This is a genomic window from Streptomyces olivoverticillatus (assembly GCF_014203555.1).
Taxonomy (GTDB): domain Bacteria; phylum Actinomycetota; class Actinomycetes; order Streptomycetales; family Streptomycetaceae; genus Streptomyces; species Streptomyces olivoverticillatus.
Genome location: NZ_JACHJH010000007.1, coordinates 149,420 through 162,706, shown reverse-complemented (window position 1 = coordinate 162,706; position 13,287 = coordinate 149,420). Strand labels below are relative to the sequence as shown.

Genomic DNA, 13,287 nt, shown 5'->3' with positions numbered 1-13,287 from the left:
GTCAGCCCCGCGATGTGGTCAGCCCAAGGGCTTGGTGCTGCTCGTGGGTGAAGTCGACCGCCGAGCTCTTCATGGCGTCGAAGGTCTGCTGCAGGGCGGGGCGGCGGGTGGCTTCCAATGAGAGTTCGTACACCGCCAGGTACCGGTTGCGGTGCTGCTTCGCCGAGATCTCCACCGACATCGCCAGCAGCCCGATCAGGCCCTCGCGGCCGATCGGGCCGGTGATCAGGCCGTGGGCGGCGGCCATGTCCTGCTCGTGCAGTTCCAGTACACGTTCAGCGGCAGCGCCCAGAGAGAGATCTCTCTCTGGGGTCACACGCTGTCCCTCAACGCCCTGATCCCAGCGGTGATCGCGCCTGGCATCCTGTTCACCGGCCTGGCACTGTGGCCGTTCTTCGAGCAGTGGGTCACCGGCGACAAGCGGGAGCACCACCTGCTGGACCGTCCACGCAGCCGCCCGGCCCGCACCGCGATCGGCGTGGCCGGCATCACTTCTACGGCGTCCTGTGGCTCGCCGGCGGCAACGACCTGATCGCGACCCGCTTCCACCTCTCAGTGGAGACCCTGAGCTGGACGCTGCGTGTCCTGGCCTTCGTCGGCCCGGTCATCGCGTTCTGGTGCACCAAGCGCATCGCCCTCGGCCTGCAACATCGCGACCAGGAAAAGGTCCTCCACGGTCGTGAGACCGGCATCATCAAGGTCTCGGTGGGAGGCAAGTTCACTGAGGTCCATGAGCCGCTATCCGCAGGCGAACGGTACCGGCTGACCGCGCATGAGGTGCAGAAGCCGCTGGAACTCCAGCCGGACACCGATGAGAACGGCGCGCCACGGCCCAGGAGTCGGTCGCTGAAGATCCGGGCCAAGCTATCGAGGTGGATGTTCTCGGATCATGTCGACCGCATGGATTCCCAACTCATGCATCCGACCCGGGATCCCGACAGCAGTGAGCACTGAGCGTTCGAAGTCTACGGCTCAGCCCGAAGCCGTCGGGAGTCGTGTCGCCTTTCCCGGACGATCCGGCAGAAGCCGTTCCAGCAGAGAAAGGCAGAACAGGTGATGAGTTCCCACACGCGTCGTGGCAAGGACTCCGAAGTGCATGGGATCTTCCAGAAGATCGCCGGGTACTACGACCGGATGAACTTCGTCATGACGCTCGGCCGTCATGAGAAATGGTGCCGGGAGGTGGCCGTTCTCGTCGCGCCGCCCGGAGGCGGGAAGCTGTTGGATCTGGCGACGGGGACGGGCGCGATCGCTCTGGAGGCCGCTCGCAGGTACCCCGCCGCCACGGTGACCGGCCTTGACTTCTCGGAGGAGATGCTGCGCCGGGCGAAAGCCAAACCCGGGGCCGCCGCGGTGCGCTGGCAGCATGCCGACGCGGCCTGTCTGCCCTTCGAAGACGAGTCCTTCGACGGGATCACCGAGGGCTACCTCCTCAGGAACGTCGAGGACTTGGACCGAGCGCTCAGCGAACAGCGCCGGGTCCTCAAATCCGGCGGCCGCCTCGTGATCCTCGAAACGTGCCCCCCGAGCGGCCCGGTGAAGCCGGTCGTGCAGTGGGGGATGCGTGTCATCGTTCCGCTGCTGGGACAGGTCGTGGCGCGCGACCGCACGTCCTATGCCTATCTCGAATCCAGCACGCGGGACTTCATGTCGCCGCAGCGCATCGCCGAGGTGCTGCACGGGCTCGGTTTCGAGGACATCGGGTGGCGTAAGACGTTCTTCGGCACCAACGTCATCATGTGGGCCACCAAGACGGCGTGACGAACGGCGGCGACAGCGCTCGCATGCGACCGACGCCGCAAGGCCGCACGCCCTACGAAGGGGCGTGCGGCCCGACGGAGGCGCCCTGCTACGACGACTCGGCGGTAGCCATCTCAGTCCTCGAAGTCTGTGCACGTTTCGCGAGCGCCGTGGCCACGGTTTGCGCCAGCCCCGACGCCAGCACCGCTCCGGCCAGCGTCATCATCCCGCCGACCAGGCCCAGGCCGCGCATGTCCTTGCCCTCCGACAACGGCACCTTCAAGGAGGCGCAGACCATCCACCAGAAGCCCCATGAGAAGAGCGCGCCGGTGCCCAGCCAGGCTGCGGCGAGCGTCGTGCGCGCCGGCCGTGCGTCTCGGCTGCCGGCCAGGATCAGCATGGCGACGGTCCCGGTCAGTGGCAGCAGCGCGAACACGTCTTCCATGACCAGCCGTACCTGCCATGTCTGGTCCAGGTCCGGCCGCAGTCTCGTGCCGCCGGCCGCCCAGTACAGGTGGATCCCGGCGGGGAGCAGGCTGAAGGCCGCGACGCCGGTGATCGTGATCTTCTGCACGGCGAACGTCGGGCCCGTGGGCAGATCCCAAAGCTGCAGCCGGAATGCCGGGGCCCAGCGGGAGCGCGCGTAGAGGAAGAACCCGATCGCGAGGCCGATCCCCTGCAGAATGAAGCCGGTGTAGACGATCCCGAACACCCAGCCGGCGATGTCGTCTGCCGGGTCGTGCCGCGGCTCGCCGCCCGCGGTCCCGGTCATCGCCGCCACCAGGCCGGACAGCGGGGCGCCGATGAGGATCGGCCCGATGAATCCGGTGGCGACCCACAGTGGGAACACCAGCAGCCAGGCCGGGATCCGGCGGCCCCAGGGCCTGATGAGCGCGAGCGCCAGCGTCGCGGCGGCGGCGTCCATGCCCAGTGTCGCGAGATTCGCCCCGACCATCGTCGGGTTCTCCATCGCGTCGCCCTTGACGCCGATGTGACTGCCGGCGGCCCAGGCGAGTTTGAGGGCGAGGTAGGGGAACGTTGCCGCGATGGTGCCGTAGCAGGCGATGACGCGCAGGCGACTGATCGGAGGGGCCTGCTCCGTCACGAAGTCCGCATCGGGTCCTGCCGAAGGCTTCATGGGGTGTGAATTCAATTCCTTTGTCATGCTTCTACCATCAGGATCCTTGTGGTCCGGTAGCGTGGTGGAACGGGTCCGTCCGGGGCGCCTGCTTGGCGCGGTGGGCGGCGACGAGCAGGAGGATCTCCGCGGCCAAGTCGAGCGGGGGTGCGAACCCGGCGAGCGCCGTGCCGCCAACCGTCCAGGTCAGCAGGGCCCAGGCGATGAACGGCGGCGGGGCGATGCCGCGGCGGTTCAGCCACATGATTGTCAAGCCGATGATGACGATCGGCGGGCCAAAGCTGTTGTAGGTCAGCCAATATGCGCTTCCGGCCGGGCTCATCGCGGCCAGGTCGGAGCCCCACAGCTTCCCGCTGAACCAGTCGCCGGCGTGGCTCGCGGCGTGCTCGATGGTCAGCGCGAGCACTGTGTGCGCTGTTCCGAATGTCACCAGGAGCCATCCGGCCCAGGTGATCAGCTGCCGGTTCCGGGACGGCCCTGGATCAGCTTTCGCGGTCATGGTGCACCTTCTTGTCCAGGTCGCGGTCGAGCCAGGCTCTCTCCCAGCGCCGGGTCAGGGCTGGGTAGATGACCAGGTAGCGGAAGGGTTTGATGAAGGCCAGATAGAACCGGCCGAGCCGGCCGCCGGGTTTGGTCAGGGCGGCCATCCGGAGTTCGTAGCCGCCGTCGTCGGTCGCGACCCAGCCCAGGTGGCACACGATGTGGGCGGTGGTGTTGGCCATCTCCTCCACGCACTCGTCATGGGTCTGGTACACCGGCGTGAACGGGATGTTCGGATCCTTGTGTCCAGGGCAGCGGCGCAGGTCCTCCGGAAGGCGATCCCGCAGGGACGTCACGGCGGCGTCCAGGCCGGCCTGCGGCTTGTCCCAGCCGAACACCGCGCCGAGTTTCCAGCGCACCGCGAACAGGAACCGGGTCGGCCAGGTCGTCTTCCCGGGCCGGTTGCTGGCCTCCAGCGCGGCCAGCATCACGGGGAAGTCGTCCGGTCCGGCGCCGGGAGTGCGGAACGACCAGACGTCCTCGATCCGGAAATCCGGTGCGATCTCGTGGATGAGCCAGGGACGCGAGGTGTGGGCCTCGATGGGCATTCTCATATCGCATCACCCCTGCGGCGAGATGGAGAGTCGGATGGGTGGACCACCATGTTTGAGACCTCCTTGGTCAAGGCTGAACGGCCGCCGGGGCGTCGTGCTGTCCGGTCGGCGCCGGGCGGGTGTCGCGCTCCCACTGGCGCTGCCAGCGGCGCTCCCAGGAGCGCATGAGGGCGGGGCAGACGACCTGGTGCCTGAAAGGCCTGATGGCGGCCATGTAGGCGGTCCCGAGACGGCCGTTCGGTTTCACCAGGACGGCCATCTGGCCGCGCCAGCCGCCCTGCTCGTCGGGGACCCAGCCCAGGTGCACCACTCCGTGCATGGTCCGGTTGGCGATCTCTGCGGCACGTTCATTGCCCGACTGGTAGAGGAAGGTGAACGGCGACCGACCGTCGCCGGGGTGGATGGCGGCCGCTTCAGGCAGCGTCGGAGGCAGGCGGTGGCGCAGGGACCGCACCCGGGTGTCGAGTCCGCCCCGGTCCCGGTCCAGGCCCAAAGCGGCGCCGAGCTTCCAGCGCAGCTGCCACAGCATGCGCGCGACCGGCGGGGCGTCCTGCTGGAAGTCGCCGTCCTGAAGGACCGACACCAGAGTCGTGAAGCCGTCCGGGCCGCCGGGGGTCGGCAGGGCCCAGACATCCTCCAACCGGAAGTCGGGAGCGATCTGGTGGATCAGCCAGGGCTGTGTCTCGTGGGCCGTGTTCGGCAGGCGCATGGATGCACTCCGATCGACATGCATGGTGCTGCTCATCGGGGTTCTCGTGAGGGTGGACCCGCTGTGGCCGCGCTCCGCACGCTCCGCCACTCGGTCACGTCGAAGCGCGGTCCGGTCACGGCGCGGGTGCCGCCGGCGCCGTCATGTCACCCGCGGCCGGGGCCGGATGAGATTCCGGCTCCACCACCGGCGGCTTCGCCCCGGGCGGCCGTCTGCGAGGTCAGGCGACGCAGCATCCGGACATGTGCCGTCATCTTGCGGTGATCGCCGTCGTCCGGCCGGAAGGCGTGAAGCGCCCGGTTCAGGCAATCCTCGATCAGAGTGTCGTGCAACCAGCGGAAGACCAGCGGCCAGGCGAACCGGGCGGTTCCGTGCAATCGCATCGCGATGACGTGGCGGAGCACGGTGCTGCCCGGTTCGTCGGACTCGACGGTGAACTCGTGGAACCCCTCGAAGCCGCGCGGGGCACTGAAGCGGAACCTCACCCACTGACCGGGCACGTATGCCGCGACGGTGTAGCCGATGGGGCCGTGACCGCCCCGCGAACCGACGCGCAGCCCTTGGTCGAACCTCATCCTCGGCCAGGCCGGATACGGCCACAGCGGGTCGTCGTCGCCGGCCAAGGCATCGATCAAGGCACCGACCTGCTCGGGTGTCGCCGGAATCCAGCGCTCGTGGACGTTCAGCACTGCCATGGTGCAGCCCTCCCCGGATATTAGAGAAACCTCTCCACTTGAAATGGAGAATACTCTCTATTTCAGAGCTGGGCCATCCGGCTGTGAGGACCCTGCCGGATGGCGAGGCAGAGAAGCCGATGCCGCCGACGCGGTTCCGGCCCGGCCGAGCCCCTGTCCTGCCTGGTCAGTCCTGGGCGAACAGGGTCGCTGCGACGTGGTGGGTGTCGGCGTACTCCGTCACCGAGGTGATCTTCCCGTCCCGGACGGTGAAGACTCCGGCGCACTTGTTGTCATAAACCGCGCCGTTGGCAGCGGTGGCCGAGATCCACTCCGCGAGCACCTGTTCGCCGTCCGCGAAGGCGTTGATGAGTTCGATGACGACCGGCGCGGTGGGGTCCAGGTGGCGGCCCATGCTGCCGAGGAAGTCGTTGACGATGGCCTCGCGGCCTTCCCACAACCGGGAGATCGGCAGGCTGCCCGGGTACAGCCAGGTGGCGTCCTCGGCGAAGCTGTCGATGACGACCTGCGCGTCGCGGTCGCGGACGGCCTCGGCGTAGCGGACGACGACTGCCTTGGGGTCCAAGATGGTGCTCATTCCCTGCTCCTTCGTGATGATCGTCTCAGCTGGGCGAATCGTTCGACGGGGATTCGGCCGAGCTTGTCGTCAGGACTGGGCGGCCTGCGCCACCGTGAGGACCGCGTTGCCCCGGATGCCCCGGCCGGGGCCAGTCTGGTGGGTATGCAGGGCGAGTGGGCCGGGGAGCCGGTCGGACCCGATGTGTGGGAGACCTGCCGGGAGTTGATCCCGCCGGGCAGCGTCTTCGCGTTCCTGGCCGAGCACCGTGAAGTGCTGTTCCCGCCGGGGATGTTCGCCGATATGTATCCCTCGTCCAACGGGCGGCCGTCCATGCCGCCGCAGGTGCTGGCCGCTGCCGTGGTGCTGCAGAGCCTGCACGGGCTGTCGGACTTCGAGACGGTCCTGGAACTGCGCTGTGACCTGCGGTGGAAGGCCGCGTGCGGGCTGGGTCTGCTCGATACGGCTTTCGATCCGTCGCTGCTGACCTACTTCCGGCGCCGCCTGCAGCGTTCGCCGGCCCCGGACCGGCTGTTCGGCAAGGTCAGGGAGGTCGTGGCGGCCACCGGTGTACTCAAGGGGAAGCGCCGGCGGGCGCTGGACTCGACGGTCTTCGAGGATGCGGTGGCCACCCAGGACACCGTCACCCAGCTGGTCTCTGCCATCCGGGCCGTGGCCCGCGAGGTCCCCGGCGCGCGTGAGGTCGTCGCCAAGTACTGCACCGCCCACGACTACACCACTCCGGGCAAGCCGAAGATCGCCTGGAACGACGAGGCGGCCCGCGCCGCTCTGGTCGACGCGCTGGTCACCGATGCCTTCAAGGTGCTCGGGCAGCTGCCCGAGCAGCCCCTGGGCGAGCAGGCCGCGAACGCGGTTGTCCCCGTACTCGTCTGATCCACTTGTACGCGGACAGCGGTCGGCATCCTGGCGCTGGTCGCGGGTCAAGACATCGAGCCCGCCGACGATTCCGACGGCAGCGACGGACGGTGGCGGATCGCCCGCCGCACCGCCCACGATCGGATCATCTCCACCGTCGACCCTGAATCCCGGCACATCCACAAGAACCGCACCCACCACCAGGACGGCTTCAAAGGGCACGTCTCCTTCGAGCCGGAGGCGGGCCTGTTCACAGCTGTCGCCCTGACCTGCGGATACGGCGCGGACAACCATGAGGCCACGGTCGCACAGGAGTTACTGGCCGCCGAGGAGACCGGGCTGACGGTTCTGGGCGACGCCGCCTACGGCACCGGCGACCTCCGTGTCCTGCTGGCCGGGCAGGGCGACACCGCGGTCATCAAACCCGCCGCGAAACGCCAGGCCATCACCGACGGCTTCACCATCGACGACTTCCACATCGACCCCGCCGCCGGCACGGCCACCTGCCCGGCCGGACACACCGTCAACCTCGGCCGGCCACAGCCAGGCGGCGTCCGCACCGCCCAGTTCAAGAAGGGCTGCCCCACCTGCCCGCTGCGGGAACGCTGCACCACTTCCAAGACCAAACGGCTCCTCAACATCCACCCCCACTACGCCGAACTGGCGGCCGCCCGCCAGGCTGCCACCCATCCCGTCTGGCAGGCCGGGTACCGCCGCTGGCGGCCCCCGGTCGAGCGCGCCATCGCCTGGCTGGTCGCACACGGCAACCGCAGACTCCGCTACCGGGGCGTCATCAAGAACGAGCTTTGGCTCCACCACCGGGCCGCCGCTCTCAACCTCCGCCGACTGATCAACCTCGGGCTCACCCGCACCGCAAACAGCTGGACGATCAACGCCGCCACCGCCTGAAGCCAGGGTGCACCCACCTCGAAAACCACCACTGACCAGGCAAGGTTTTCAGTGATCTTCTAGGCCAGCAGGTCCACTGCGCAGCGCTCGGCGAGTTCTTCGGCGTGCGGGGGCAGCGGCCGACCCGCGCGCAGATATCGTCGGACCACTGCCAGCGGCAGTTCGATGACTGCCAGCATGACCCGGTCGACTTCGAGCTCGGCGGTGGCCCCCCCGCGCTCGGCGAGTTCTGCCACCGCCTCCAGCACCCGCTTGTTGCCGTCGTCGGCGCGCCGTGCGTACTCCTCCGGCCATTCGTCGCGGCCGAAGGATTGCGGCCCGTGCAAGAGCACCGCGGCCTCCCGTGGGTTCTGCCGACTCCAGGCGACGACGTGTCGGGCCGCGGCGGCCCCGGCCCGCAGCGGATCCCCGTCGGATTGCAGCGCGGCGAAGTATCCGGTTTGGAAGTGTTCGACGGTCCGCAGCCACAACTCGGCCAGCAGGGCGAGCCGCTGCGGGAACCGGTGGTAGATGGAGCCGTTGGGCACGCCGCTGGCGCGGGCGATCGCCGACATCGTCACCGCCGCCGGGCCCGCGTCGGCCGCGATCCGCACGGCGGTGTCCAGCAGCTGGGTCTCGTCGTAGCGAGGTGGTCGGGCCATGAAATAGAGAGTACGCTCCACATTGCGGTGGAGCGAGCCGTGGTCGACTCGTTTCGTGGCCCGATCCTCACGATGGGTTGAAACGCCGGTCCGGTCGAGGTGGTCGCCGCGGCCGACGGCAAGGTGTGCCCGCGTCGGGCGGCTGCGTGAGTTGCTGGACGAGAACATCGGCGCCGAGGTCGGGCAGTTGCGGGACCCACCCTCATTCCCGGGGCGTAGTGTCGGAGAGTGCTGATCATCATCCTGCCTGCGGCGGTGGCGGCTCTCGCGGTCGTCACGTATCTCGTAACCGCCCTATCCGTTCCGGCCGTCTTCCGCGCGAAGGTCCGCAAGGTGTTCGATCTGGTGACCATTGCCGTGGCCGTGGTCTCGCTCGGCGCGACGAGCCTGCTGGTAGGCGGCGTGGTAAGCGGCGTGCAGGGGACGGCTGGCGGCAGCTACGGAACCCTCGAGGTCTTACTCCTCCTGTCTCTTGCAGTGCCGACGGTCCGGACCGCGTCCGTCCCCGTCGCCATCCTGGGCGGGGCGCTGGCGCATCTGGCCATCACCACTTGGGTGCTGCGAGACTGGTCGCACGACACGGTGCGGGGCATCGTCGGCGGCTGTCTGTTCTGGTCGATCGTGGCGACCTGCGGCGTGGTCGGCTCGGTGTATCTCAGGGCCCTGGACATGCGGCGCCGCACCTCGGTCGAGAGCGCGCGACGGCAGCAGCGGCTGGAGCTGGCCGGCGACCTCCACGACTTCGTCGCGCATGACGTGAGCGAGATCGTGGCGCTTGCGCAGGCCGCGCGGTTTGTCGCCAGGCAGAATCCGCAGGCGGCGCTGGACACGCTGGCGCGGATCGAGGAGGCTGGGCAGCGCGCGCTGCGCTCGATGGATCAGACCGTGCACATGCTGCGTACCGACGAAGACGACGACGGCGGGCGTCACGCCGTGCAGGGTCTGGGCGAGTTGCCCGAGCTGGTGGAAAGGTTCGCCGGCTCGTCCTCGGCCCGGGTGCATCTGGAGATCGCCGCGGGGGCCGACGCCGCGCGGCGGGAGGTGGTGGCGACGGTGTGCCGCGTGGTGGTGGAGGCGCTGACCAACGTGCGGCGGCACGCTCCCGACGCAAGTGAGGTCCGGGTGAAGGTAGCGAGGACGGCGGACGCACTGACCGTCGAAGTCGTCGACGACGGCACCGAGCGGCGGGCGTTGAGCGGGCGTGCCGAGCGACGCGGCGGCCTCGGTCTGCCGGGGCTGGCCGAGCGGGTCGAATCGCTCGGCGGGACGCTGCGGGCCGGGGCCCGGGACGGGGGTGGCTGGCGGCTCACGGCCGAGCTGCCGGTCGGTGACGCGGATGGCGAGTGGGCAGCGGCATGACGGAGGCGACGGGTACAGCTGGAATGCCGGTCTCCGGGGGAGCGGTGCCGATCCGCATTCTGGTGGCCGACGACCAGGAGAACATCCGGGCCGCCTTCCGCATGGTCCTCGACGCACAGCCGGACATGTGCGTGGTCGGTGAGGCCGCTGACGGCCCGGCCGCGGTGGAGCTGGCCCGTCGCCTCAAGCCGGACGTCGTACTGGCCGACATCCGCATGCCCCGCCTCGACGGCCTCGAAGTCACCCGCCTGCTCGCCGGCCCGGACGTCGCAGAACCGGCGCGCGTGATCGTGGTGACGACGTTCGACCTCGACGAGTACGTTCACGTGGCCCTGCGCCACGGCGCGTCCGGATTCCTCCTCAAGCGCTCCGGCCCGACGCTGCTGATCGAAGCCGTTCGCGCCGCCATGGCCGGCGACACGTTGATCAGCCCCCAGGTCACGATGCGGCTGCTGCAGCATTTCGCGCAGACCGATCAGGGTGGGCGGCGAGGAGCTGTGGTGTCGCTGACCGAAAGGGAGCGGGAGATCGTCCGGCTTCTGGCCGAGGGCGGCACGAACGCGGAGATCGGCGCGGAGTTGTTCATCTCGGCGGGCACGGTGAAGAACCACGTGGCGACGATCCAGCAGAAAGTCGGGGCGCGGAATCGGGTCGGGATCGCGGGTTGGGCGTTCCGGAACGGGGTGTGCGGCGCGGGCCCTGTCGAGTGATCCGCAGTCATCGGGCAGCTCGTGACGGAAACTGCCAGTGCCGAACGGAACCTCCCGGAACCGGATCCCACCGCCAGCCGGTGCCGAACGGCATATACCGTGGTCAAGGCTGTCGCCCCGAAGCTTGAAGCATGACAACGACCCGGCCTGTGACACCCTCGCGGAACCGCACGACGGCCCCGATCCCGCAGCTGGAGCGCCCGAAGCACAGTTACGTCCCCGGGACTCCCCGCTGGGCACGACTCGCCGCTCACGCGGTGGCCCTGGTGGTGCTGCCGTCGAGCCTGTGGCGGCTGCTGATGACCGCCGGCATGGCCGGCGTGGGACATTCAGAGAATCCGAGCTACCACTCGCAGCCGTCCGACTACATCTACGTCCTGCTGCTCTCGATCGTCAGCGAGGGAATCGCGCTTCTGACCCTCGGCCTGGTCAAGCCATGGGGCGAAGTCGTCCCCCGATGGCTCCCCGTCATCGGTGGACGGCGCGTCCCGGTCAAGGCCGCGGTCATCCCCGCCCTGGCCGGATCGGCGCTGCTCGCGCTGCTCGCCGCCTGGTTCTTCCTCAACCCGATCTTCTTCCACGTCCACTTCACCCCGGCCATCGGCGACAAGGGCACCCCGCACTCACACCTTGAGGTCAGTGGATGGTCGAAGGTGCTGTTCGCGGTCTGCTACCTCCCGTTGCTGGCTTGGCCCGTGCTCGTCACGGCATGTGCTCTGGCGTATCGGCGGCGCCGCAGCGCGACCCGGTAGGACGTGGCGCCAAGGTGACGGCTCGCTGACCACGTCGCCCCGACATGACCGTCCGACTTACAGTGGAGCCCATGACCCCAGTCGTGGCGGATCCGGACACCGGCAAGAAGGTCAGCACCAAGGCCGAGTCCGCCTGGCCCTGGTGCGCCGCGCCCGGAAGGTCTACCGGGAGCTCGGCGGGGTCTACCCGTACGCGAAGCGCGAACTGGATTTCGAGACCCCGTTCCAGCTTCTGATCGCGGTCATCTTCTCGGCCCAGGCCACCGACGTCGGCGTGAACAAGGTGTCCCCGGCACTGTTCGCCAAGATGACCTCAACGACCACGACCGGTACACGCTGACACAACTTTCTCTGCCCGACGCCCGATGCTGATGGACGATGGGGTGGCCGGACGGTGGTGAACCGCAACGTGGCCAACGGGCGCGAGGCGGTGGGCGTGATCAGTGATCCGTCGGTGGGCATGCCGGTAGCGCTTGAGGCCGCCTATGGTGGGGCTCCAGGACCGGGAAGTTGAAGAACAACAGGGCAGACGCGGCCCCTGGCCCACACTGCCCCGGAAGTTGCAGACGACTGACACCGTGCCCGGGACGGAGGAACGCCGCACCGATCAGGAGGGCGCTCCGCAGAGGAACGGGCCCGCTGTAATACACGTCATTGCCGCGTCTCTCTTGCACACATTCCCTGCCATCAACGAACGCCAGTTATCGCGTAGTTTCGGTTAGCGGTCGAGTTTGAGTACACAGGGTTCGTGTGTCGGGAGGGGCGGGAGGATGGGTGGGTGCTGTCCTGGGTCTGGGGTCTGACTCATGATTTTTCTGACCAAGGTGTCTCTGTCACACAGTGTCGGCCGTTGGCTGGGGATGGTGCGTTGCTGGTACCGGGCTGGCGGGGCGTGTCCCGATAGGGGCCTGCCGATTGTTGTGGCGTCCTCACGATTCTGACCGTCTGACGCGGCCCGGTACCGGCAACGCGACGCGTCATAGGACTGGGAAGGGATCGGGTATGGCGACTTCGACCGTGTCCAGTACGTTGCCTGCTTCGAAGTCCCGCCGTCATCGTCCGGCGGGGGAGGTGGTGCTGGGAGTGGACACGCACCGCGATGCGCATGTGGCTGCGGTGCTCTCCTTGACGGGGGCGGTGTTGGCTACCAGCGAGTTCCCGGCCAGCGCGGTTGGATACCGGGATCTGCTGAAGTGGGCCAGGACGTCGGGAGCCGTACGGCGGGCCGGGGTGGAGGGAACCGGCTCCTATGGGGCGTCCCTGACCCGCTATCTGCTGGCCCAGGGTGTGGATGTGTTTGACGTGAACTGGATGGACCGGGCTGATCGCCGTCGGCGGGGCAAATCGGATCCGCTCGATGCCCAGAACGCGGCGCGAGCCGTATTGAGCGGGCGGGCCTGTGCTCGTGCCAAATCTGGCGACGGGCCGGTGCAGATCGCCAGGATGTACAAGCTCACGAAGGTGTCGGCCGTCAAAGCCCGTACCCAGGCCATCAACCAGCTCAAGTCCGTCCTCGTCACGGCTGACCCTGCCTTGCGGGAAGCACTGGCCGGACTGGGTAATGCCGAACTCTTCCGTACCTGCGCGCGGTTCGCCGGCGCGAGCGGTCACGAGGAAGGCGGAGAGGAGTCGGTGCTGCAGGCGACTCGGATCACGCTGGGTCTGCTGGCTCACCGGATCGGCCAGCTCTCCGAGCAGATCCGCGATGTGGACGCTCGCCTGGCCCGCCTAGTGGAACGCCATGCCCCGCAGCTGCTCGACGTGATGGGCATTGGTCCGGACACCGCGGTCACGTTGCTGATCACGGTGGGGGACAACCCGGAACGCCTGGACAGTGAGGCGTCGTTCGCCGCACTGTGCGGGGTCAGTCCTGTGGAGCGTTCCTCGGGACGTCGGCAGGTCCGTCGCCTCAACCGTGGTGGTGACCGTCAGGCCAACGCCGCGCTCCATCGCATCGTGTTCACCCGACTGCGGGTCGACCCACGTACCCAGGACTACTACGAGCGCCGGATCAAGGAGGGCAAGACCCGTCGCGAAATCATCCGCTGCCTCAAACGCTACGCGGCCCGAGAGGTCTTCCACCTGGTCAGATAGCTACAGCCGGGACC

General features: G+C 68.4%; 16 protein-coding genes and 1 pseudogene. 9 read left to right on the top strand and 8 right to left on the bottom strand.

Annotated features, from left to right (window positions below; genetic code table 11):
- Window position 1: 1 nt before the first annotated feature.
- On the bottom strand, window positions 2–247 hold the full coding sequence (locus tag FHS39_RS22440) for a hypothetical protein (RefSeq protein ID WP_184351236.1): 246 nt from the start codon (window positions 245–247) through the stop codon (window positions 2–4).
- On the opposite strand from FHS39_RS22440, the gene FHS39_RS22435 reads away from it, so the two are divergent.
- From FHS39_RS22435 to FHS39_RS22425, 3 genes are all read left to right on the top strand, one after another.
- The gene (locus FHS39_RS22435) at window positions 233–532 is read left to right on the top strand and encodes a hypothetical protein (protein ID WP_184351235.1); all 300 of its coding nucleotides are present in this window, start codon (window positions 233–235) and stop codon (window positions 530–532) included. The genes FHS39_RS22440 and FHS39_RS22435 overlap by 15 nt on opposite strands.
- A gap of 23 nt (window positions 533–555) precedes the next feature.
- Entirely contained in the window at window positions 556–954 is a 399-nt protein-coding gene (locus FHS39_RS22430; protein ID WP_184351234.1) for a hypothetical protein, read from the top strand.
- Window positions 955–1,056: 102 nt separating this feature from the next.
- Window positions 1,057–1,761: a ubiquinone/menaquinone biosynthesis methyltransferase gene (locus FHS39_RS22425; RefSeq protein ID WP_184351233.1), complete on the top strand. Its 705-nt coding sequence runs from the start codon at window positions 1,057–1,059 to the stop codon at window positions 1,759–1,761.
- Window positions 1,762–1,849: 88 nt separating this feature from the next.
- Here FHS39_RS22425 and FHS39_RS22420 read toward each other — a convergent pair whose 3' ends face one another.
- From FHS39_RS22420 to FHS39_RS22395, 6 genes are all read right to left on the bottom strand, one after another.
- On the bottom strand, window positions 1,850–2,905 hold the full coding sequence (locus FHS39_RS22420) for a hypothetical protein (protein WP_184351232.1): 1,056 nt from the start codon (window positions 2,903–2,905) through the stop codon (window positions 1,850–1,852).
- A gap of 10 nt (window positions 2,906–2,915) precedes the next feature.
- Window positions 2,916–3,377: a DUF6463 family protein gene (locus FHS39_RS22415; protein ID WP_221463092.1), complete on the bottom strand. Its 462-nt coding sequence runs from the start codon at window positions 3,375–3,377 to the stop codon at window positions 2,916–2,918.
- Entirely contained in the window at window positions 3,361–3,972 is a 612-nt protein-coding gene (locus FHS39_RS22410; RefSeq protein WP_184351231.1) for a DUF2867 domain-containing protein, read from the bottom strand. The genes FHS39_RS22415 and FHS39_RS22410 overlap by 17 nt, the downstream gene beginning before the upstream one ends.
- 67 nt (window positions 3,973–4,039) lie before the next feature.
- A complete protein-coding gene (locus tag FHS39_RS22405; RefSeq protein WP_184351230.1) occupies window positions 4,040–4,681 on the bottom strand; it encodes a DUF2867 domain-containing protein in 642 nt (213 codons plus the stop codon).
- A gap of 146 nt (window positions 4,682–4,827) precedes the next feature.
- Entirely contained in the window at window positions 4,828–5,376 is a 549-nt protein-coding gene (locus FHS39_RS22400) for an SRPBCC family protein (protein ID WP_184351229.1), read from the bottom strand.
- Window positions 5,377–5,542: 166 nt separating this feature from the next.
- The gene (locus FHS39_RS22395) at window positions 5,543–5,953 is read right to left on the bottom strand and encodes a nuclear transport factor 2 family protein (protein WP_184351228.1); all 411 of its coding nucleotides are present in this window, start codon (window positions 5,951–5,953) and stop codon (window positions 5,543–5,545) included.
- Window positions 5,954–6,097: 144 nt separating this feature from the next.
- On the opposite strand from FHS39_RS22395, the pseudogene FHS39_RS22390 reads away from it, so the two are divergent.
- Window positions 6,098–7,717 (top strand): annotated as a pseudogene (locus tag FHS39_RS22390) (IS1182 family transposase).
- A 59-nt stretch (window positions 7,718–7,776) separates the two neighbouring features.
- Here FHS39_RS22390 and FHS39_RS22385 read toward each other — a convergent pair.
- A complete protein-coding gene (locus FHS39_RS22385) occupies window positions 7,777–8,358 on the bottom strand; it encodes a TetR/AcrR family transcriptional regulator (RefSeq protein ID WP_184351227.1) in 582 nt (193 codons plus the stop codon).
- Between the two features lie 228 nt (window positions 8,359–8,586).
- On the opposite strand from FHS39_RS22385, the gene FHS39_RS22380 reads away from it, so the two are divergent.
- The 5 genes from FHS39_RS22380 (at window position 8,587) to FHS39_RS22360 (ending at window position 13,273) form a co-directional block, all read left to right on the top strand.
- A complete protein-coding gene (locus FHS39_RS22380; protein WP_184351226.1) occupies window positions 8,587–9,717 on the top strand; it encodes an ATP-binding protein in 1,131 nt (376 codons plus the stop codon).
- Window positions 9,714–10,427, top strand: coding sequence for a response regulator (locus FHS39_RS22375; protein WP_425507807.1), 714 nt, complete (start codon window positions 9,714–9,716; stop codon window positions 10,425–10,427). Before FHS39_RS22380 ends, FHS39_RS22375 begins: the two co-directional genes overlap by 4 nt.
- A gap of 149 nt (window positions 10,428–10,576) precedes the next feature.
- The gene (locus tag FHS39_RS22370; protein WP_184351225.1) at window positions 10,577–11,179 is read left to right on the top strand and encodes a hypothetical protein; all 603 of its coding nucleotides are present in this window, start codon (window positions 10,577–10,579) and stop codon (window positions 11,177–11,179) included.
- 142 nt (window positions 11,180–11,321) lie between these two features.
- Entirely contained in the window at window positions 11,322–11,519 is a 198-nt protein-coding gene (locus FHS39_RS22365; protein WP_184351224.1) for an HhH-GDP family DNA glycosylase, read from the top strand.
- Window positions 11,520–12,181: 662 nt separating this feature from the next.
- A complete protein-coding gene (locus FHS39_RS22360; RefSeq protein ID WP_221463091.1) occupies window positions 12,182–13,273 on the top strand; it encodes an IS110 family RNA-guided transposase in 1,092 nt (363 codons plus the stop codon).
- Window positions 13,274–13,287 lie beyond the last annotated feature (14 nt).